At 67.6% G+C, this 19433-nt stretch carries 21 protein-coding genes; 5 read left to right on the top strand and 16 right to left on the bottom strand.

Annotated features, from left to right (window positions below):
• Window positions 1–63 precede the first annotated feature (63 nt).
• The 4 genes from VGV37_RS16465 (at window position 64) to VGV37_RS16450 (ending at window position 4857) form a co-directional block, all read left to right on the top strand.
• A complete protein-coding gene (locus VGV37_RS16465) occupies window positions 64–1821 on the top strand; it encodes a cytochrome c biogenesis protein DipZ (RefSeq protein ID WP_326880791.1) in 1758 nt (585 codons plus the stop codon).
• Between the two features lie 27 nt (window positions 1822–1848).
• The gene (gene msrA / locus VGV37_RS16460; protein ID WP_326880790.1) at window positions 1849–2583 is read left to right on the top strand and encodes a peptide-methionine (S)-S-oxide reductase MsrA; all 735 of its coding nucleotides are present in this window, start codon (window positions 1849–1851) and stop codon (window positions 2581–2583) included.
• 215 nt (window positions 2584–2798) lie between these two features.
• Window positions 2799–4229: an aldehyde dehydrogenase family protein gene (locus VGV37_RS16455; RefSeq protein WP_326880789.1), complete on the top strand. Its 1431-nt coding sequence runs from the start codon at window positions 2799–2801 to the stop codon at window positions 4227–4229.
• 70 nt (window positions 4230–4299) lie between these two features.
• Window positions 4300–4857 carry a DUF2478 domain-containing protein gene (locus VGV37_RS16450; RefSeq protein WP_326880788.1) on the top strand — a complete coding sequence of 186 codons (558 nt, stop codon included), beginning with the start codon at window positions 4300–4302 and terminating at the stop codon, window positions 4855–4857.
• Between the two features lie 4 nt (window positions 4858–4861).
• Here the strand turns inward: VGV37_RS16450 and VGV37_RS16445 are convergent, their stop codons facing one another.
• The 16 genes from VGV37_RS16445 to VGV37_RS16370 form a co-directional block, all read right to left on the bottom strand.
• A complete protein-coding gene (locus VGV37_RS16445) occupies window positions 4862–6085 on the bottom strand; it encodes a beta-ketoacyl-ACP synthase (RefSeq protein WP_326880787.1) in 1224 nt (407 codons plus the stop codon).
• The gene (locus VGV37_RS16440; RefSeq protein WP_326880786.1) at window positions 6085–6813 is read right to left on the bottom strand and encodes a 3-ketoacyl-ACP reductase FabG2; all 729 of its coding nucleotides are present in this window, start codon (window positions 6811–6813) and stop codon (window positions 6085–6087) included. The genes VGV37_RS16445 and VGV37_RS16440 overlap by 1 nt, the downstream gene beginning before the upstream one ends.
• A complete protein-coding gene (locus tag VGV37_RS16435; RefSeq protein ID WP_326880785.1) occupies window positions 6810–7280 on the bottom strand; it encodes a hypothetical protein in 471 nt (156 codons plus the stop codon). The genes VGV37_RS16440 and VGV37_RS16435 overlap by 4 nt, the downstream gene beginning before the upstream one ends.
• Window positions 7277–8473 carry a beta-ketoacyl-[acyl-carrier-protein] synthase family protein gene (locus tag VGV37_RS16430; RefSeq protein ID WP_326880784.1) on the bottom strand — a complete coding sequence of 399 codons (1197 nt, stop codon included), beginning with the start codon at window positions 8471–8473 and terminating at the stop codon, window positions 7277–7279. Before VGV37_RS16430 ends, VGV37_RS16435 begins: the two co-directional genes overlap by 4 nt.
• Window positions 8470–9048 carry a DUF3261 domain-containing protein gene (locus VGV37_RS16425; RefSeq protein WP_326880783.1) on the bottom strand — a complete coding sequence of 193 codons (579 nt, stop codon included), beginning with the start codon at window positions 9046–9048 and terminating at the stop codon, window positions 8470–8472. The genes VGV37_RS16430 and VGV37_RS16425 overlap by 4 nt, the downstream gene beginning before the upstream one ends.
• 77 nt (window positions 9049–9125) lie before the next feature.
• Window positions 9126–12371 carry a hypothetical protein gene (locus VGV37_RS16420; RefSeq protein ID WP_326880782.1) on the bottom strand — a complete coding sequence of 1082 codons (3246 nt, stop codon included), beginning with the start codon at window positions 12369–12371 and terminating at the stop codon, window positions 9126–9128.
• Window positions 12368–12988, bottom strand: coding sequence for an outer membrane lipoprotein carrier protein LolA (locus VGV37_RS16415; protein WP_326880781.1), 621 nt, complete (start codon window positions 12986–12988; stop codon window positions 12368–12370). The genes VGV37_RS16420 and VGV37_RS16415 overlap by 4 nt, the downstream gene beginning before the upstream one ends.
• Window positions 12985–13392 (bottom strand): acyl-CoA thioesterase, encoded by a 408-nt coding sequence (locus VGV37_RS16410; protein ID WP_326880780.1) that lies wholly within the window; start codon window positions 13390–13392, stop codon window positions 12985–12987. Before VGV37_RS16410 ends, VGV37_RS16415 begins: the two co-directional genes overlap by 4 nt.
• Before the next feature lie 4 nt (window positions 13393–13396).
• Window positions 13397–14176: a glycosyltransferase family 2 protein gene (locus tag VGV37_RS16405; RefSeq protein WP_326880779.1), complete on the bottom strand. Its 780-nt coding sequence runs from the start codon at window positions 14174–14176 to the stop codon at window positions 13397–13399.
• Window positions 14173–14520: a hypothetical protein gene (locus VGV37_RS16400; protein WP_326880778.1), complete on the bottom strand. Its 348-nt coding sequence runs from the start codon at window positions 14518–14520 to the stop codon at window positions 14173–14175. The genes VGV37_RS16405 and VGV37_RS16400 overlap by 4 nt, the downstream gene beginning before the upstream one ends.
• Window positions 14517–15845 (bottom strand): AMP-binding protein, encoded by a 1329-nt coding sequence (locus VGV37_RS16395; protein WP_326880777.1) that lies wholly within the window; start codon window positions 15843–15845, stop codon window positions 14517–14519. Before VGV37_RS16395 ends, VGV37_RS16400 begins: the two co-directional genes overlap by 4 nt.
• Window positions 15842–16423 (bottom strand): hypothetical protein, encoded by a 582-nt coding sequence (locus tag VGV37_RS16390; protein WP_326880776.1) that lies wholly within the window; start codon window positions 16421–16423, stop codon window positions 15842–15844. Before VGV37_RS16390 ends, VGV37_RS16395 begins: the two co-directional genes overlap by 4 nt.
• The gene (locus VGV37_RS16385; RefSeq protein WP_326880775.1) at window positions 16404–16673 is read right to left on the bottom strand and encodes an acyl carrier protein; all 270 of its coding nucleotides are present in this window, start codon (window positions 16671–16673) and stop codon (window positions 16404–16406) included. The genes VGV37_RS16390 and VGV37_RS16385 overlap by 20 nt, the downstream gene beginning before the upstream one ends.
• A 2-nt stretch (window positions 16674–16675) precedes the next feature.
• Window positions 16676–17041, bottom strand: a complete 366-nt coding sequence (locus VGV37_RS16380; RefSeq protein ID WP_326880774.1) for a phosphopantetheine-binding protein — start codon at window positions 17039–17041, stop codon at window positions 16676–16678.
• A 74-nt stretch (window positions 17042–17115) separates the two neighbouring features.
• A complete protein-coding gene (locus VGV37_RS16375) occupies window positions 17116–17793 on the bottom strand; it encodes a lysophospholipid acyltransferase family protein (RefSeq protein WP_326880773.1) in 678 nt (225 codons plus the stop codon).
• Window positions 17794–17869: 76 nt separating this feature from the next.
• Window positions 17870–18559 (bottom strand): beta-ketoacyl synthase chain length factor, encoded by a 690-nt coding sequence (locus tag VGV37_RS16370; RefSeq protein WP_414638009.1) that lies wholly within the window; start codon window positions 18557–18559, stop codon window positions 17870–17872.
• Between the two features lie 102 nt (window positions 18560–18661).
• On the opposite strand from VGV37_RS16370, the gene VGV37_RS16365 reads away from it, so the two are divergent.
• Window positions 18662–19429, top strand: coding sequence for a 4'-phosphopantetheinyl transferase family protein (locus VGV37_RS16365; RefSeq protein WP_326880771.1), 768 nt, complete (start codon window positions 18662–18664; stop codon window positions 19427–19429).
• Window positions 19430–19433 lie beyond the last annotated feature (4 nt).

The raw sequence follows: 19433 nt of genomic DNA, 5'->3' as shown, positions 1-19433 counted from the left end.
GAACATAACGAAGGGCATGGCGCTGACAGACGCCGCCCCGGTCCCATAATTTCCGGATCCGTCATGGTTCTCTTCATCCTGGCCTATCTGGGTGGCGTGCTCACCATCCTCAGCCCCTGCATCCTTCCGGTGCTGCCGTTCGTCTTCGCGCGCACCAACCTGCCCTTCCTGCGCAGCGGCCTGCCGATGCTCGTCGGCATGGCGATCACCTTCGCCGCCGTCGGCAGCCTCGCCGCGGTCGGCGGCGGTTGGGCGGTCCAGGCGAACGAGATCGGCCGGGCGGCGGCGCTGATCCTGCTGGGCTTCTTCGGCCTGACCCTGCTGATCCCCGCCCTGGCCGATCGGCTGGCCCAACCCTTCGTCGCATTCGGCGACCGGCTGTCCCAGGCGGCGGCGAGCGGCCGTGCCGGCGGCGCCTCGGTGGTGCCGTCCTTCGTGCTGGGCGTCGCCACCGGCCTGCTGTGGGCGCCTTGCGCCGGCCCGATCCTGGGGCTGGTGCTGACCGGGGCCGCACTCAACGGCGCCAACGTCGGCACATCGGTGCTGCTGATCGCCTATGCCGCGGGTGCCGCGACATCGCTGGCGGCCGCCCTGCTGCTCGGCAACCGGGTCTCCGCCGCATTGAAGCGTTCGTTCGGCGCCGGCGAATGGGCACGCCGCGTTCTGGGCGTCGCCGTGCTGGCCGCCGTCGTCGCGATCGGCTTCGGTGTCGATACCCAATTCCTGACCCGCGTCTCGACCGCCAGCACGGCCCGGCTGGAACAAGGGCTGATCGACCGCATCCAGCCGAAGAAGGTTCCGGCAGCCGGCGGCAGCATGGCGATGGCCGCGCCCGGCGCCACCGCGAGCGGCCTGCCGGTCGAGGGCACCCTGCCGTCGCTGGCCGGCGCGGTCGAATGGCTGAATTCGCCGCCGCTCACCGCAGAGGGCCTGCACGGCAAGGTCGTGCTGGTCGATTTCTGGACCTATTCCTGCATCAATTGCCTGCGCTCGCTGCCGTACATCGAGGCCTGGGCGCAGAAGTACAAGGACCAGGGGCTGGTCGTCATCGGCGTGCACGCCCCGGAATTCGCCTTCGAGCGCGACTTGGGCAACGTCCGGCGCGCGACCCGGGACCTGGGCGTCACCTACCCGGTCGCGATCGACAACGACTACAAGATCTGGCGCGCCTTCGAGAATGAATACTGGCCGGCCCACTACTTCATCGATGCCCAGGGCCGCATCCGCTACCACCATTTCGGCGAGGGCGAATATGCCGAGTCCGAGGCGGTGATCCAGCAGTTGCTGGCCGAGGCCGGCAAGAGCGACGTGCCTTCGGGCACCGTCCAGGTCAAGGGCGATGGCGCGCTCGCGGCACCCGACGATGCGGACATCGCCTCGCCGGAGACCTATATCGGCTATAGCCGCGCCGACAATTTCGCGTCGGCCGGCGGCGAGGTCGGCGACAAGCCGCACGAGTATGAGGCGCCGGGGCAGCTGGGTCCGAACCAGTGGGGCCTGGCCGGCAGCTGGACCGTCACCGACGAGAAGGCCGACTTGGACAAGGCGTCCGGGCGGATCCTCTTCCGCTTCCATGCCCGCGACCTGCACCTGGTGCTGGGCCCGGGATCCGACGGCAAGCCGGTCCGCTTCCGCGTGACGCTCGACGGCCAGGCGCCGGGCGCCGACCATGGTGCCGATACGGATGCCGACGGCGCCGGCACGGTGACCGACCAGCGGCTCTACCAGCTCGTGCGCCAAGGCCACCAGGTCGGCGACCGGACGTTCGCGATCGAATTCCTCGACCCTCACGTACAAGCCTTCGCCTTCACCTTCGGCTGACCCATCCTCTTGACCCGGAGAGATTCCATGAAGCCCTCGTCCCAACCCTCGAAGCTCGCCGCCCTCGGCAAAGGGGTGGGAGCCCTGGCCGTGCTCGGACTTGGCGCCGTGTTCCTGCAGGCGCCGAGCGGCCGTGCGGAAAGCCCTGTCCTGGTTCAGCCGCCGGCCGTCGACGAGACCGCTCCGGCGACCGCCAGCGCCGAAACCGCGGTCTTCGCCGGCGGCTGCTTCTGGGGTGTCCAGGGCGTGTTCCAGCATGTCGCCGGCGTGACCAAGGCGGTTTCCGGCTATTCGGGCGGCGCCAAGGAAACCGCGCAATACGAGCGGGTCGGCACCGGCAGAACCGGCCATGCCGAATCGGTCGAGATCACCTATGACCCGCACCAGATCACCTACGGCAAGCTGCTGCAGATTTTCTTCTCCGTCGCCCATGATCCGACCGAGCTCGATCGTCAGGGACCCGACAGCGGCACGCAATATCGCTCGGCCATCTTCGTCCAGTCCGCCGAGCAGAAGCGCGTGGCGCAAGCCTACGTCAGCCAGCTCGACAAGAGCGGATCGTTCCCCGGACCGATCGTCACGAAGCTGGAGCCGTTCAAGGGGTTTTATCCCGCCGAGGCCTATCATCAGGATTTCCTGACGCGGAATCCCGCCTATCCCTATATCGCGATCAACGACCTGCCGAAGGTGCGCGGCCTGGAACGCATGTTCCCGGCGCTCTATCGCGACAAGCCGGTCCTGGTGAACATGGCGACGAACTGAGCGGATTTCCGCCGAGCGAGTCCGCACCGTAGCGCTCGGTGCTTGACTGCCGCCGGCTTCGGCGCATGCTGGGGGCGATATATCCAAGAGAATATATCGTCCTTTTCCGGCGTGCGTTTCTGCGCCACCGTCTTGAGCCCGCATTTTCGGAGAACGCCGTCCCCACCGGGCGGCGAACTTCGTTTTCCGCGTCCCCAGCTTTCGAGGCAGCACCGATGTCCCACGATCTGCAATTCTATATCGACGGCGCCTGGGTCGATCCGATCTCGCCGAAGACGCTCGACGTGATCGATCCGTCGAACGAGGAGGCCTTCGCCCAGATCTCGCTCGGCAGCGCCGCCGACGCCGACCGCGCGGTCGCGGCCGCCAAGGCCGCGTTCCCGGCATTCTCCCAGACCTCGCGCGCGGACCGCCTGCAGCTGCTGCGCCGTATCCTCGAGGTCTACAAATCGCGCTACGACGAGGTCGCCCGCACCCTCAGCCGCGAAATGGGCGCGCCGCTGAAGTTCGCCCAGACCGCGCAGGCGGCGATGGGCACCGGGCATCTCGCCAAACTGATCGAGGTGTTCGAGCGCTTCGAGTTCGAGGAAATGCGCGGCACGACCCTGATCGCCAAGGAGCCGATCGGTGTCGTCGGCATGATCACGCCGTGGAACTGGCCGATCAACCAGATCGTCTGCAAGGTCGGGCCCGCGCTAGCCGCCGGCTGTACCATGGTGCTGAAGCCGAGCGAGATCGCGCCGCTGAACGCGATTCTGTGGGCCGAGATCATGCATGAGGCCGGCGTGCCCAAGGGCGTGTTCAACCTGGTGAACGGCGACGGCCCGACCGTGGGCGACGCGCTGGCACGCCATCCGGACGTCGACATGATGTCCTTCACCGGCTCGACCCGCGCCGGCATCTCGGTCGCGAAGTCCGCGGCCGACACGGTGAAGCGAGTGCACCAGGAACTGGGCGGCAAGTCGGCCAACATCATCCTGTCCGACGCCGACATCGAGCGCGCGGTCTCGAAGGGCGTCGCCGGCTGCTTCGGCAACAGCGGCCAGTCGTGCAACGCGCCGACCCGCATGTTCGTGCCGGCCGACCAGCAAGCGGTCGCCTCTGTCGTCGCCAAGGCCGCGGCCGAGAAGTTCCGGGTCGGCCCCGCTTCCGAGGACGGGTCGATGCTGGGCCCGGTGGTGAGCCAGCTGCAGTACGACAAGATCCAGCGGCTGATCGAGGCCGGCATCAAGGAAGGCGCCGAGCTGGTTACCGGCGGACCCGGCCGGCCGGAAGGGCTGAACCGCGGCTACTACGTGCGCCCGACCGTGTTCGCGAACGTGAAGCCGGAAATGACCATCGCGCGCGAGGAGATCTTCGGGCCGGTGCTGGCGATCCTCGGCTACGAGAGCGAGGAGGATGTGATCCGCATGGCGAACGACACGGTCTATGGCCTGGCGGCCTATGTCCAGTCGGGCAGCCTGGACCATGCCCGCAAGGTCGCCGCCCGGATGCGGGCCGGCAACGTCTACATCAACTATCCAGCCTGGGACGCCGGCGCGCCATTCGGCGGCTACAAGCAGTCCGGCAACGGCCGCGAGTATGCCGACTGGGGCATCGAGGAATTCCTCGAGATCAAGGGCGTCGTGGGCTACGAGGCGGCCTGAGCCAGGCGCGCCCGACCGGGCGGTAAAAGCCGCCCGGTCGCACATGCCGTCCTGAAGCGAGGAAGCATCCATGGCGACCATCGCGAAACCGCACGACCTGTTCGCCGCCGACAGCGACGTGGCGGCACTGGTCTATGCCAGGGGCGACGAACCCGACGCGCTGCTCGAAGCCTTCACGGCCGATCTTGCCGCCCGGCGCCTCGACGTTGCCGGGCTGTTGCAGCGGCGACGCGGGAACGGCACGGACTCCTGGGTCGATTTCAGGCTCGTGCCGGACAGAGGCATCCTCGGCACCGGCCGGTCCTGCGCCGACGCCTTGTCGGCGGCCGAGCCATCGCTGCTCGATGCGGTGCGCCGCCGTCCGGACCTGCTGGTGGTCAGCCGCTTCGGCTCGGCCGAACTCTCTGGCGGCGGGTTATTGCGTGTGCTGGTCGAGGCCGTCCGGCTCGACGTTCCCATCCTGATCGCCGTGCCCCAGGCGCTCTTTAGCGACTGGCTGGGCTTTTCCGGCGGCCTGACGATCCGGCTCGACTGCCATCGTTCCGGCCTGGACCGGTGGTGGGCCTCGCTCTCGAAGCCACCGCCGTCACGGCGTCCGTTCGACACGATCTGCGAGCGGGCGAAATGAAGGCCTAGTATCGCTTGAGGATCAGCGAGGTATTGACCCCGCCGAACGCGAAATTGTTGCTCATCAGATGGTCGATCTCGAGCTGCCGTGGCTGTCCCATCAGATAGTCGAGCGGGGCGCAGCGCTCGTCGACATGGGTGAGGTTCGCGGTCGGGCAGAACCAGCCGTCCCGCATCATCTCGATTGACAGCCAGGCCTCGATCGCGCCGCAGGCGCCGAGCGAATGGCCGAAATAGCTCTTCAGCGAGTGGATCGGCATCGTCGGACCCAGCACGGCATTGGTCGCGGTCGTCTCGGCGATGTCACCCCATTCCGTCGCCGTACCATGTCCGCTGACCAGGCCAATCGCCGCCGCATCGAGCCCGGCATCCTCGAGCGCCAAACGCAAGGCACCCTGCATGGTCTCGGCCTGCGGCTGGGTGACGTGGCTGCCGTCGGAATTGCAGCCGAACCCGACGATCTCGGCATGGATGCGCGCGCCCCGCGCCCGCGCATGCTCGTATTCCTCCAGGATCAGCGTGCCGGCGCCTTCGCCGATGACCAGCCCGTCGCGGTCCCGGTCGTAAGGCCGTGGCGTCGCCTCGGGGCTGTCGTTCTTCACGCTGGTCGCGAACAACGTATCGAACACCGCGGAATCGGTGATGTCCAATTCCTCGGCGCCGCCGGCGATCATGACGTCGGCCTTGTTCCAGCGGATCGCCTCATAGGCATAACCGATGCCCTGGCTGCCCGAAGTGCAGGCGCTCGACGTCGGGATGATGCGCCCGGTCACACCGAAGAACAGGCCGATGTTGACCACCGCCGTATGGCTCATCATTTGAATGTAGTTGGTCGCGTTCAGGTGTTTCGAGGCGCCGTGCATCTTGAGCTCATAGAAGCCCAGCACCGCATCGGGGCTGCCGAACGACGAGCCATAGGCGACGCCGGTCCGGCCGCCGCGCACGACCGGGTCGTCGATCAGCCCGGCGTCGGCGAGCGCCCGCTCCGTCGCATAGACCGCAAGGCAGGAAACCCGGCCCATCGTCCGCAGCTTCTTGCGCGGATAGCGCTGTTCGACCGAAAAATCCGTGATCGGGGCGGCGAGCCGCGTGTTGATGCCGGAAAACCGCTCCCAGTCCGGCATGAAGCGGATGCCGGTCTTCCCCTCGGCGAAATTCGCCCTGATGGTCGGCCAGTCCTGGCCCAGCGCGGTCACACCGCCCATTCCGGTCACGACGACCCGGCGCATCAGACCATGCCCCCATTTACCGAGATGACCTGGCGCGTCACGTAGCCGGCGCCGTCGGAGCAAAGGAAGGAGACTGCCGCAGCCACCTCCTCCGGCCGTCCGACGCGACGGAGCGGCACGAGCTTGGCAATCTCGTCCAGGGGCAAGCCGTCCGTCATCTGGGTCTCGATGATGCCCGGCGCCACGCAGTTCACGGTGATGGCACGCTTGGCCAGCTCGATCGCGAGCGCCTTGGTCGCGCCGATGATGCCGGCCTTGGCGGCGCTGTAGTTGACCTGCCCGCGATTGCCGACCAGTCCCGAGACCGAAGACAGGGTGACGATCCTGCCGCCCGTGCGCAACCGGACCATCGGCATGACCAGCGGATGCAGCACGTTGTAGAAGCCATCGAGATTGGTGCCGAGCACCGCGTCCCAATCGTCGTCGGTCAGCGCCGGAAAGGCGTTGTCGCGCGAGATGCCGGCGTTCAGCACCGCACCGTAATAGGCGCCGTGCGCATCGATGTCGGCCTCGATCGCAGTGCGGCAGGCAGCCCGGTCGGCAATGTCGAAGCCCAGCAGCCGCCCCTCGCCGCCATCGCGCCGGATCGTCTCCAACGCGGTCTCGGCCCCGACGCGGTCGGTGCGGTAATGGACCGCTATGCGAAAGCCGTCGCGTGCCAGTCGAAGCGCCACCGCCTGGCCGATGCCCTTGCTGGCGCCCGTCACCAGGATGGTTCTGTCCGTCATCTCACCCTCTCGACGCCGTCGACCGGCATCCCTGCCGCTTCGTCGGGCTGATAGACCGTGATCTGGGCCGCCGCGATCTCCGTTTCGTCATGCCCGATCCGGCAGTCGAACACGCCCATCGGTCCCTCGCGGAACACCAGATCGGCCGTTACCGTCAGACGCCAGCCGATGCGAAGCCAGGGCACGAGCGCCCGGTAGCGCCGGGTCCCCAGCAGGAAGCCTAGCCGAACCGGCCGGCCGCTGCGCCGCGCCTCCAGCCCGGCAAACGCACCGCAGGTCTGGGCCATGTATTCGATGCCGACATGGGCCGGCACGCCTTCGCCGTCGACCACGAATTGGCTGCCGGCACCGAGCATCACACTGGTCGTCAGGCTGGTCGTCGTATCAGCGACCACTCCGTCGAGCAGCACCATCGGCGGGCCATGGGGCAGCAGATCGGCGATCGGCGGAAAGGTGCCGGCCGTCATGCCCAACCTCGACCGAGCACGACCGCGACATTGCTGCCGCCGAAACCGAAGGAATTGCTCAACATGGCGACCCGCGCGCGATCCGGGACGGGCGTACCCGGCCGGACCAGGTTCAGCGGCGGCAGGGCCGGATCCGGTACGCCGTCCCAGACATGCGGGGGCAGCATCCCGGTGCTGGTCGCGGGATCGAGCGTCAGCCAGAGGAATGCCGCCTCGCACCCGCCGGTGCCGCCCAGCATGTGGCCGGTCATGCCCTTGGTCGAGCTGCAGGGTGTTGCCGGATCGAACAGACCGGCGATCGCCTTGCTCTCCATGGCATCGTTGAGCGGCGTCGCCGTACCGTGAAGGTTGACGTAGTCGATATCCCCGGCCGATAGCCCGGCATCGTCGAGCGCCTGGCACATCGCCAGGCGCGCGCCGCCACCCTCCGGATCGGGTGCGGTCGGATGATGGGCGTCGGACGTCTCGCCGGCGCCGAGGAACTGCACCGCAGCCGGCTCGGCGCTCAACAGGAACGCGGCCGCCCCTTCGCCGATCGTGATGCCGTCGCGATGGGCGCTGAACGGATTGCAAAGCGTTGGCGACAAGGCTTGCAGCGCGCCGAAGCCGTTGAGCGTCATCCGGCACAGCGTGTCGGCGCCGCCGATCACCGCCGCATCCGCCAGGCCGGCCCGGATCAGCCGGCGCGCCGAGGCGAAGACCTTGACGCTTGACGAGCAAGCGGTCGCAACCGTATAGGCCGGCCCGGTCAGTCCCAGCGCCCGGGCGGCGAACTCGGCCAGGCTGCCGGTCTCCTGCTGGCGATAATGGTAGGATTCGGGCCAGGTGCCGGTCGCCCGGAACCGGCCGAGCGCCGCCTCGCCCTCGGCGATTCCGGACGTGCTGGTACCGAGCACGACCGCGATGCGATGCCGGCCATAGCGTTCGGCGGCGGCCTCTATGCTCTGGGCGATCTGGGTCAAGGCGGCCAGCATCAGGCGATTGTTGCGGCTGTCGAATGCCGCGAGCGTGCGATCGGGCGCGGGCAAGTCGCCGATCACCGCACCGACGGTCACGGTTCTATCCGGCACCAGATCGTTCCGCAGCACCAAGCCGTCGCGGCGCCCGGCGGCGAGTGCCGCGGCGGTGGCCCGCCGGCCGCGGCCCAGCGGCGAGACGATGCCGCAGTCGTTGAGGAACAGCGGGACGATCATGGCGCTGAAAGCACCGACTGGATGTCGAGCGCGTAGCCCCAGGGCAGGTTGACGTAATGCGCCCGCCCCGCCCAGGTTTCGCCCGGCGCCGCCGGCTGGTAGTCGGCATGGATGACCTCGTGCCCGGCGACCTGGACGGACCGCGTACCCGGTGTGGCAGTCAGGCTGCCGCCGACCAGCGACCGGCGCACGACGGCCTCCGGCCAGTAGAGAACGACGATATCGGCCAGCATGTTCTCGGGTCTCACCGTCGCCGGCAACCAGGGCGCCGCATCATAGGTCACGCCGGCATCGGTCCAGGTCACGCTGAGCGCCCGGCGGCCGAGCGGATCGACCACGACCAGCAGCAGGCGTTCCGGCGTGACGCTCACATGCCCCTCGAACACCATGGCCTGGTCGCCATAACGGGCGGAAACCAGTTGGGTCGCGTCCAGGCTGCGGCCCAGGTCGCCGGGGCGCGGCAGGACCAGATCCAGGTCCGGGGCAATCCGGACGCTCGTGAGCGACGGTCCCGGACCGGCACATGCCGAGAGCAGCAGGGCGAGGAGCAGCGAAACGAGAGCCCGTGTGGGCAAAGCCGACCTCTCAAGCCATTGGCGACGGTGCCGACCATACACAAAACCGGCCGATCGGAAAAACCCCCGAGCAGGCGTCACCGCCGCTCCCGGTCGGGGTTCGCATCGGCGTTCCAGAAATCATAGAAATTATACCATTGCGCCGGTGCCTTGAGACAGTAGCGCTCCAGCAGCGCCGCGTAGCGGGTTGCCAGATCGTCGAGGAACGCTGCCTTGTCCCGTCGCGGCAGATCGATGCGCTCGGCGAATTTTTCGAAATAGACGGTGTGTCCGGTGCCCTCGCGCAGGCAGAACATGACGTGGACCGGGCATTTCATCAGGCCGGCCAGGATGTAGGGTCCTTGGGAAAACGGCGCGGGCGCGCCCAGGAACGGCACCAGGCTGACCCGGCCGGCGCTCATGACCGGCGTGCGGTCGCCGGCGATGGCGATCCATTCGCCCCGTTGGACCCGTGCCTCCAGTTCGATGGCGGTCGCCGGGCCGACCTCTGTCACCTCGATCGTGTGGATCGAGATCGTGGGATTGATGCGTTGGAGCATGCGGTTGTACTGGGCGGCGTGCTTGGTGTGCAGCAGAACATTGACGATCCGGCCGAAGCGGGCCTCCAGACCCGATCGGCTGAGTTCGGCGTTGCCCAGGTGGGAGACGATCAGCAACCCGCCACGATTCTCCGCCGCCAGCCGGTCGATCTCCTCGGCACCGACCACCGCAAGCTCGTTGCGGTCCGGTCGGGCCCAGGCGATCAACGTTTCCAGCGCCTTCTGGGCGAAGCTCATGAAATGCCGCAGCCCGTCGAGATGGCCGGGCTCCCGCCGACCGGAAGCGCGATGAGCCCGCATCAGATAAGCCAGGGAGTCCCTGCGCCGCTTCGAATCGGTCAAGTAGAAATACGTGACGATCGGCCACAGCAGCGCAAAGGAAACGCGTCGGCCGAGCAAGAAATAGCTGCCGGCGACGAGTTGGATGCCCCAATAGGTCCCACGCTCTTCCAGGCGCGACCAGTGGCCGGCCGAGCCGGCCCGACGCGCGCCCTGCGCCAGCGGGGCGAGCAGCAGTGCCAGCAGAATGCCCGTCGCCATGGTGGCGCCGAACGCGCTCACCACCGCCACGCCGCTCGCCGCCAGCAGGCCGAACGACATCAGCGCGGTGCCCGCCGCCATCGCCACCGCCAGCATCGTCACCGGCTTGCGCTCGCCAGCCGTCTCGGCGCAGAACACGGCATAATCGACACCGATCGACAGGATCAGCACCAGCGCCATGGCGTCGAAGAAGGTGAAATGCCCCCCCGCGAGCGCGCGCAGGGCCGGTGCCAGGGCCACTGCCAGCAGCGGTGGCGCCAACACGCGCAAGCCCCCGCGCACTCCGTAGCGCCAGGCCAGCAACGGGGCCATCAGGGCCGCGGAAAGTGCCAGCAGGACGATCGCCCGGCTGCGGTACTTGCCGAGCAGCAGGCTGAAATCGCCCGCCGGGTCGACCAGGCGGACGCCGGCGATCCCATCGGCGGCCGCAGCCAACGCCGGCAGATCGGTGATGCCGTCGAGCGTCACGACATGGACCGCCCCGCCGCCGCCGTCGAGGATCAGCATCGACAGGAAACCAAGCGCGCCGCTGTCGAGCGCCGCGGGCAGGGTCAGTACCGGCCCACCATCGTCGACCGTCGCCGGCGCGTCGCTCAGGCCCAGCCGCGATACCTGGCGCTGCAGCAGATCGCCGTCCAGCTGCCCATGGACCAGCGCGCGATTGGCGCGTTGCCGTCCGACCGAGGGCACATATTGCGCGGGAGCCTGGAAACCGCCGAGCGCCTTGCCGACGAGCGGTCGCAACCGATCGGCCAGCGCTTCCTCGCGGCTGAGCGCCGTGTCGTCGTCCGGTCCCTGCACCAGGAAGAACTGGCTGCCCGCGGTCGAGCCGATCAGGCGCTGCAACCGCTCCTGCTGCCCCACCAAGGTCGGCGACAGCGACTGCATATGGTGGACGTCGTCGTCGGCCTCGATCCGGAACAGGCCGATGACGCCTGCGACGACCAGCACGGCCAGGACGATCCCGCGAGCCGTGCGGAAGCGGGGATCGACCCACCAGGCCAGGTACGCGCCCGCCACCGCCAGCATGGTTTTGCCGTGGCGCGGCGCGCGCGTCCGGTCGAGCCCGGGCAGCCAGAGCACGACCGTCGCCCAGGACGCGAACAGCCCGATCACCGAGAAGGCGGCGATCTGGTGCAGGCCCGGGAACGGAGCCAGCATCAGAGTCAGGTAGCCGATGATCGTCGTCGCCGTGCCGAGCGTGATCCCGGTCAGCACCCGTCCCAGCCGCGCGGCCGGCGGCGGCGGGTCCGGCGCGAAGATCTCGCTACAATACTGCAGGCTATAGTCGACCGCGACGCCGATCAGGCTGACACCGAACAGCAGCGCGCCGACATGCAACTCGCCGAATAGCCACAGGCTGACCGCGAGCGCGACCATCACGCCGACACCGATCGCAAGCAGTGTCAGCCACAGCGGCGTCAGGGCCCGGAACACGACCAGGACCAGCAGCAGGGTTCCCAAGGTCGAGGCAATGCTGATCAGCGTCGTCTCGCCGATCGCCTGGGCGGCCCCGGCCTGGGCGAAGAACACCGCGCCCAGCCGCAGCGCCTCCAGATCCGGATAGGACGCATGGAGCCCTTCGACGACCGGATCGAGCGCAAGGCTCAAACGCTTCTGCACGTCGAGCGCATAGGGCTCGTCAGTCAGCGCGCCGGAGACCAGGATCCAGGTTTTGCCCTCGGCCTTGAGCGACAGCATGCCCTCGTCCAGGCTGAGCTTGGACATAGGCAGCGGCAAGGCACCGAAGAACGCCGGCATCAGCAGGAACGGGTCGCGGCCGAGCAGGCCGGCATCGCCCAGCCCGACGAAGCCGAAAACCTGGGACAACGCCCGGTCGGCGATCTCCTGCCCCCGGCCATCGACAAGTCGCCGCCGGTCGGCGTCGCTCAGCAGGCCGCGGCGATAGGGAAAATAGACCTGGCCCATGCGGGTCAGGCGATCCTTGTCGAAGCCGTTCGTGGTCAATTCGACCAGCCCCGACCGGCCGAGCGCATCGCCGATCGCGCGCGCCGCGTCTCGTGCCGCCGTCCGGTCGGGGTCGCCGACCAGGATCACGATCCGGCGCGACAGCGCGCCTGCGACCGCGTCATCGGCATGCTGCAGTACGGGGTCCTGCTGCTCGCGCGGCAGCAACGCCATCAGGTCGGTGCGGAACGCCAGCCCGTCATGGAGCCGGGCCGCCAGATAGCCCCCGGCGAGCACGACGACCGCCAGCCAGAGCAAGGCTGTCAGACGCCTCATTTGCCCGGGCTGTCGAGCGCGGTCGCTTCTTCCGCCGTGAGCGGCGTCCCGTTCAGCACCTGGTCGACGAAGCTCAGGGTATCGGCATCGCCGTCCGGCTTGGTCATCTCGACGGTCTCGACGAAGCGGCCCCCCGTCGCGGCAATCTTGGCGAACGGCATGGCGAGCGTGTCGTCGGCCTTGCGCGGCGTCAGACGAGCCTGCCACCGGGCGGCATCGCCCGACCGCTCGACGATGAAGTCGGTCTCCAGCGCGTGCCAGTCGCCGCCGAGCGCGCCGCCCAGCATGTCGTAGAGATGGGACAGGAACGGCAGCCGGGCGGCGGCGAGGCGCAGGGTCTCGTTGCCGCCGACCTGCTGGACCAGCCCGGCGGCAGTGATGACCGTCGTGATCGCGAACGGCTTTTCGACATGCCAGATCAAACCCCGGCCTGGAACCAGGACGAAATGCCCGTCGGAGCGTAATGGCGCGTTGAAGCCCTTGAGATGGCGTTCCTGAACGAACCCGCCGCGCAGCACCGAACCCGCCGCCAACCCCTGGTCCGGACCGGCGGCCCGCGCGGTCGGCGGTAGGAGCAGTGTCGCGGCCAGCAAGCCCAGGATCGTGCGACGCCTCATGCCAGCGCCCTCAGTTTGTCGAGCAGGGCAGTCGGCGATTCGATGCAGAGTTCGCCGGTGTCGAGCCGCACCGGCACCTGGAACGTCCGCGCCTTGGTCAATACCTCTCCGGTCGCCCGGTCGAGCAGGCGATAGTCGATCTTCAGGCCGTTCTCGTATTCGGCGATCCTGGCGGTGACGGTGAATTCCTGGCCGAAACGGATCGGGCGGACATATTTGATGCGCAGGTCGACGATCGGCCAAGCATAGCCGGATGCCTTCATCTGGTCGTAGTTGTAGCCCAGCTGATCGAGCAGCTCGCAACGGGCCTGCTCCAGAAAGCGGGTATAATTGCCGTGCCAGACCACCTCCATCGGATCGATGTCGTAGAACTGCGCCTTCAGGGCGATTTCCGCGGAAAGCATGGCTTTACAAGTCCCGAATGACGGAAGAGACGCGGGCAGGCTCGAAACGCTTCGGCCGATGCAACAGGATCGACGGCAGGTGCAGCAGCATCGCGATGACGAGCCGCGTGTGCATCTTTGTCATCCGCCAATTGTCGGCGAGCAGATCGAAATTCGAAGTATTGCCCGGCGGATAGATGACCTTGACCGGCAGCATCGCGACCGGCGTGCCGGCCCAGAACAGCCGCACCATGATTTCGGGATCGAAATCCATGCGTCGGCCCAGATGATCCCGCGCGAGCAACTTCTCGACCGCAGCCAGAGGATAGACCCGGAAACCGCACAGACTGTCGGTGATGGCGAAGGACAGGGTTTCGATCCAGACCCAGATATGGGTCGCCCACCGGCCGAACTTGCGGCTGGGCGGCACGGACGCGTCATAGATCGGTTGGCCACTGACCAGCGCTGTCGGGTGGCGCTCCGAAAGGGTCAGCAGGGATGCCAAGGCATCGAGGTCGTGCTGCCCGTCGGCGTCGACCTGCACCGCATGGGTGAAGCCGGCCGCCAGCGCCAGCCGAAAGCCTAAGATGACGGCGCTGCCTTTGCCCTGGTTGGGGTCGAGGCGGGTGACGATCACGCCGCCGGCCTCGTCATGGAGGGCTGCCAGCACGCTCCGCGCCGGCTCGCCGCTGCCGTCGTCGACGACATAGACCGGCAGACCGGCCGCCCGCAGGCGGGCCACGACGACGCCGACGCTGGCCCAATGATCGTGGCTCGGCACGATGGCGCAGACCCGGCAGCTCACGAGTGCTGCTCCAGCCTGATCTTCCCGGACGACACGATCTCGCCGGCGCTGCGATATTCGAACGTTACGGTGCCGCGTTGCCGATCGAACCGCAGTGCCAAGGACAGGTCTTCGTCGGGCCCGACGACCCGACGGAATTTCACCTGGAAATCCTGCGCGACGGTCTGGTCGAGGGCGAAATATTCGGCGGCGAAGCGCATGGCCCAGTCGACCTGAAGCACGCCCGCCAAAACAGGCCGGCCCGGAAAATGGCCGAGGAAGCACGCGTGGCTCATCGGCAGCGCCAGATCGACGACGATCTCACCGGCCTCGCCCCGTCGGTTCTGAATCTGCGGCAGCTTCATGGCGCGATACCGAACAGGGCCCGCAGATCGGCATCGCGCCGCTTGCCCATGGCACCGCTGGGCAAATGGTCATCGAAACGCCAGAGCCGCGGCAGGCCCGCCGGTTCCTGCGTCTCGGTCAGGGCCTGGCGCAGCAGGCGCCCGAACCGGAAGCGTCCCAATTCGGCGAGTTTTTCCCACCCGGCCTGGTTCGGCACGACGACAGCCGCCAGCCGAACCGGCTCGCCCGGCAAGGCGACCGCCGCCGCCGCCGCCGTCCAGGGCAAACGTGCCAGCGTCTGCTCGATATCGGTCAGGCTGATGCGCTTGCCCTCGATCTTCACCACCCGGTCGGCCCGCCCGCGCAGATGGAAGCCTCGTTCCACGGGCTCGATCAGGTCCTCGGTCTCGAACCATTCCCCGTCGCCGAGAAAGGGCGAGCGCAGCTTCAACCGTCCGCCGTCATCCGTGGCGATCGCGATGCCGGGCAGCGCTTGCCACGGCTCGTCCCCAGCGATCTGCCGACGGGTCGCGATGGCGCCCGTCTCGGTACTGCCGAAGATTTCAGTGGGACAGACTCCGAGGATCGTCGTGGCCTCCGCCGCAGCTGACAGCGACAGCGGCGCACCGGCCGAGAAGATCCCCCGCGGGCGCCGGGCCCGCGCCAGCGGGGCAATGCCCGACAGGCGGCCGAGATGGGCCGGGCTCGCCACGATCACGGCCTCCGACGGAAGCTGGTCGAGCAGGGTCTCCCACAGCTCATGCATCTCGCCGGCGAACGGACGGCCGGCGGCGAGCGGCCAAAGCAGCTTGAAGGTCAGCCCGTAGATATGCTGATGGGACACGGTGGCGACCGCCGGGCCCGATCCCATCTCGTCGCCCCAGAGCCGATCGAGCGCCGCGATCTCGTGTTCCAGCATGGCCAGGGTCTTGACGATGCGTTTTGGCGCACCGGTCGAGCCCGAGGTGAAGAACTCGAATGCCGGCCGCAGCGGGTCGAACCCGGATAAGGATGGCGCCTCGCTTGCCGGAGCGGCGAGAAAGGCATCGTCGACCAGCAGATCGAACGCATCGCCCAGCGCCGCCAAGGTTCCCACCTGTCCGTTGGGCGGCATCACGACGGTCATCCCGGCATGGAGCAGGCCGAACAGACCGACGGCGAAGCGATAGCTGTCCTGGCACAGCAGGGCCGCCCGCCGGCAGCCGGTCGCGCGGAGGCGAACGGCAGCGCTCGCCACCTCTGCGGAGAACCGCCCATAGGCAATCGGCACGCCGTCGGTCAGCGCCAGAAGATGATCGGGCGCTCGCCCGTGGGCCAGCAATCTCGAAAGCGGCAGGATCGTCACGGCAGCGCCGCGGGGCGACGTACCACCTGCCGCACGCCGATTTCACCCAGGAACAGAGCACCCATCAGCAGATAGGAGATCAGGCCGTTCCAGAGCGTCCACGCCTCGAGCGATCCCCAGACGGCCGAAGCGGCCGAGACCGCAGCATTCGCCATCAGGAAAACCGTCCAGACCATCGTGACCTTGCGCGCATAGGCGACGCCCTCCGGCGGCAGGTCGGGCTCGCGAATCCGGACGATCCGCTCGACCACGGACGGCGGGCGGAGCAGCGACAGGCCGAAGATCGCTGCCGTCGCGAGGCTGATCGCGATCGGGTAGGCGAGCGCCGCCATGCGCGGCGCCAGGAAGAGCAGGGCGGCAAGCCCGGTCGCCGCCAGGGTAAGCGCCAGCATGCCGGCGCCAGCCACGTGACGCTCGCTGCGCCAGGTCGCCAGAAGGCGCAGGCCGATCAGCGCCAGTCCGACGAACACGATGGCACCGGGCGGCAGGCGCTGCAGGCCGAAATAGACCAGCAGCGGGTAGCCGAGACCGCCGAGGACCGCCAGCGCGAACCAGGGATTACGGCTGGACCGGCGCATCCGCTGCCAGCAGCCGCTCGACGCAATCGACCACGTCACGGATCGTGCGGACCATCTTGAATTCTTCGGGCTTGATCCGACGCCCGGTCAGGCCCTGGAGCTTCACCACCAGATCCACCGCGTCGATGCTGTCGAGATCCAGTTCCTCGTACAGGCTCGCATCCAGGGTGACCTTGTTCCTCGGCACCTCGAACAGCTCTTCCAGAAACTCCGTGAGCTTGCTCAGCACTTCGTCGCGCGACAGTATCATCGTCACTTCCCCCGCTGCGTCTCGATGAAGCGGGCAAGGCTGCGCACATTGGCGAAATGTGCCTTCACCTGATCGTTCACGGCCTCGATGTGGATGCCATACTGGCGGCGGATGGCGACGCCGAGTTCCAGGGCATCGATCGAATCGAGTCCCAACCCTTCGCCGAATAACGGTTCGCCCGCATCGATTTCGTCGGGTGAAATATCCTCAAGCACGAGCGCTTCGATAATCATCTGCTTAACTTCTAATTCAATATCAAGCACTTCCAAAACTTTCTTCGAGTTCAGCCCTTCAGCAAAACGAAGCGGTAAACCGACAAAATCGAAACCTCGACCGACGGGGAAATGACGGCGGAGAGCCAAGGTCATCCGCAGATCGCCGGCAAGCAGTGCGGACGATCGATTATTGGAGGGGATCGATTACCAATCCGTTCACGAGCCGATCAATGGTCGGCAGGGCGCAGCTTCTCCGCATAATGTGCTTCAAGATACGCAACGAGCTTTCTCGCGGCGATGCTGCGGTACGGATACCTTAGGTACATGTTCGCGTCCAGACACTCGTCTACGACGAGATGGAAATGGGGTTTTCGGACCGGGATCCGCCACCAAGGGTCGCCCTTGAAGAGGGTCGGCGGGTCGCATGTGATGACGACCAGCTGGATCGCGGCACCCGCTATGGTCGCGAGGTTGGCGAACCCGCGGCGGAATCGCGGTAAGGCGCCGGGCTTCGTCCGCGTGCCCTCCGGGAAGATGATCAGGCTTTGTCCCTGGTCGAGCGCCTGGCGGCACGCCTCGACCAAGGCGTCGGCTGGCAAGTCGTTACGGATATAGCCGGCCCGCCGCATCAGCCCGCCCAGGAGCGGACTGGTCCAAAGCTCGTGCTTGATGATGCACTGGGCCCGAGGAACCAGCGCCATGAGCATGACGACGTCGAGCAGCGTCGGATGATTGGCGACGACGATGCGCCCGCCTGCCTCCTTCAACCGGCCGCCGCCCTCGACATCCACCCGGATCACGCCCAGGAACTGCAGAATGGCCAGGTAGAATCGGAAACTCAACTGGACGATCGCCCGGGCCCGGTCGCGCTGATTGCCCGGCAGAAGGGCCAGCACCGGCAGCACGGTCGCCGCCAGCAGGCAGCCGCCGAAAAAAACGAAGGAGAAGGCGAAGGCGGTTCCCCCCAGCCGCCAGAGCCGGTCAATCCGCCGTCGCATGTCGCCGCCAGTGCCATTCCAAGCGATCACCGCTGGAAACCAGCTCGGTCTGCGCGGGCGTTTCCAGGAAGCGGAGAAACGCCGCCGCAGGGGAAACGGATCGCTCCGCCTTGGTCAGCGCGGGGACGAAGGCCAGGCTGAGCGGGACGCCAGGACCGTCGGCCGCCAGGACCAGCGCCAGCACCTCCGCCGCGGGCGCCGGCTCGTCGAAGTCAGAGAAAGGGCTGGGCAAAGGCTCGTCATAGTGCAGCAGCACCACTGGGGTGTCGGGCGCGTCCGCGAGGCAGGCCACTGCTTCCATCAGGCCGAAGCAGAAGCTTTCCGACCCGGCCGCCACGGCGGTATGACCTTGCCGGTTGCCGTGGGCGATCGAGAGCAGCCCCGCCAGCGCGTGATGAACCGACAGGGTGAAATCGGCGGGCGAAACCTCGGTCCGGTCGGCGAGATCTTCGAGGATCGAGAGAGTCCGGCGGAATTCGCCGTGGCGCGACGAGACGATGATGCGGCTTTGGGCGGAGTCCGCCAGACTCCAGACCGCCCTCAGCGCTTCCTGACCCAGGGCGCTGACCCGGCGCCGGAGCAACGTCGGCGTCTGAACATCGATTGACGGCGTTCCCGGCGCCCAGGCGGCCCATCGTCGGACGCGAAAAAATACGGAAGCGGCGTTCTCCAATCGACGAGCCCTTCGGCATCATGTTTCCTGGTCGGCAAGACGCCTACGAGCGCACGGCCCTCGCCTCCCGGCGCTTTGACCCCTACCATGCCACCTGTCGAGATGACAGCGAGGTCTCGCACATCCCTGCGAGAACGAACCGGGAGAGAGCAACTGACCCAAATCGCCTATCTGGACACGACCTCGCCCGCGGCAAACCTGCTGGCCGCCCGGCACGGCACGACGGAGGATCAGCGGTTCGCCGACCAGCACCGCCACCCGACCGGCCAGCGGCAGCGGCTGATGGTGCGTGTCCTGCTGCGCGCCCTGCTGGCCCGCCACTATCCCGTGCCGGCCGAGCCTTGGAAGATCCTGCGCGCCGACGATGGCGCGCCTTATCTGGAGATGGGCCGCCCAGGTCTGCCGGCGCCGTTCATCTCGCTGAGCCACAGCGGCGATCTCGTTGCCTGCGCCATCGGGAGTGCGGCGGTCGGCATCGACGTCGAGCGGATCCGCCCGGACCGGCCCGTAACTGCCCTGGCCGGCACCGCCTTCGGTCCGCTGGAAACCGCCGCGGTCGAGGCGGCGGGCAGCGACGGATTCTATCGCATCTGGACATTGCGTGAGGCGCTGGCAAAGGCGACCGGCGCCGGTTTCGGCATGCTGATGAACCGGACGGACCTGGTGCCGCCGACGCCCGACGCACCGGCCCCGCACCAGGATGTCCAGGGCCGCGCCTGGAATTTCGCCTATTGGCGCTTGCCCGAGGGCTACGGCCTGGGGCTGGTTAGGCTCGCCTCTCCGGCTGGCGACGCCATCGTCTCTCCGCTCGGACTTCACGACTTGACGGAGGAATCGGAATCGACCAACTTCCCGCCCAGCGAGAACTAGCTGT

Origin of the sequence: Aliidongia sp. (genome assembly GCF_035943795.1) — a bacterium.
Taxonomy (GTDB): domain Bacteria; phylum Pseudomonadota; class Alphaproteobacteria; order ATCC43930; family CGMCC-115725; genus Aliidongia.
Note: the sequence above shows the minus strand (reverse complement) of the source record. Positions and strands in the feature narration are given on the sequence as shown.

Excerpts from the sequence above, each read along its gene's own strand:
- VGV37_RS16450 (WP_326880788.1), top strand. The coding sequence starts at position 4,300 with ATGGCGACCATCGCGAAACCGCACGACCTGTTCGCCGCCGACAGCGAC.
- msrA (WP_326880790.1), top strand. The coding sequence starts at position 1,849 with ATGAAGCCCTCGTCCCAACCCTCGAAGCTCGCCGCCCTCGGCAAAGGG.
- VGV37_RS16455 (WP_326880789.1), top strand. The coding sequence starts at position 2,799 with ATGTCCCACGATCTGCAATTCTATATCGACGGCGCCTGGGTCGATCCG.
- VGV37_RS16385 (WP_326880775.1), bottom strand. The coding sequence starts at position 16,673 with ATGATACTGTCGCGCGACGAAGTGCTGAGCAAGCTCACGGAGTTTCTG.
- VGV37_RS16365 (WP_326880771.1), top strand. The coding sequence starts at position 18,662 with ATGACAGCGAGGTCTCGCACATCCCTGCGAGAACGAACCGGGAGAGAG.
- VGV37_RS16420 (WP_326880782.1), bottom strand. The coding sequence starts at position 12,371 with ATGAGGCGTCTGACAGCCTTGCTCTGGCTGGCGGTCGTCGTGCTCGCC.
- VGV37_RS16410 (WP_326880780.1), bottom strand. The coding sequence starts at position 13,392 with ATGCTTTCCGCGGAAATCGCCCTGAAGGCGCAGTTCTACGACATCGAT.
- VGV37_RS16465 (WP_326880791.1), top strand. The coding sequence starts at position 64 with ATGGTTCTCTTCATCCTGGCCTATCTGGGTGGCGTGCTCACCATCCTC.
- VGV37_RS16400 (WP_326880778.1), bottom strand. The coding sequence starts at position 14,520 with ATGAAGCTGCCGCAGATTCAGAACCGACGGGGCGAGGCCGGTGAGATC.
- VGV37_RS16415 (WP_326880781.1), bottom strand. The coding sequence starts at position 12,988 with ATGAGGCGTCGCACGATCCTGGGCTTGCTGGCCGCGACACTGCTCCTA.
- VGV37_RS16390 (WP_326880776.1), bottom strand. The coding sequence starts at position 16,423 with ATGCGCCGGTCCAGCCGTAATCCCTGGTTCGCGCTGGCGGTCCTCGGC.
- VGV37_RS16435 (WP_326880785.1), bottom strand. The coding sequence starts at position 7,280 with ATGACGGCCGGCACCTTTCCGCCGATCGCCGATCTGCTGCCCCATGGC.
- VGV37_RS16445 (WP_326880787.1), bottom strand. The coding sequence starts at position 6,085 with ATGCGCCGGGTCGTCGTGACCGGAATGGGCGGTGTGACCGCGCTGGGC.
- VGV37_RS16380 (WP_326880774.1), bottom strand. The coding sequence starts at position 17,041 with ATGACCTTGGCTCTCCGCCGTCATTTCCCCGTCGGTCGAGGTTTCGAT.
- VGV37_RS16440 (WP_326880786.1), bottom strand. The coding sequence starts at position 6,813 with ATGACGGACAGAACCATCCTGGTGACGGGCGCCAGCAAGGGCATCGGC.
- VGV37_RS16430 (WP_326880784.1), bottom strand. The coding sequence starts at position 8,473 with ATGATCGTCCCGCTGTTCCTCAACGACTGCGGCATCGTCTCGCCGCTG.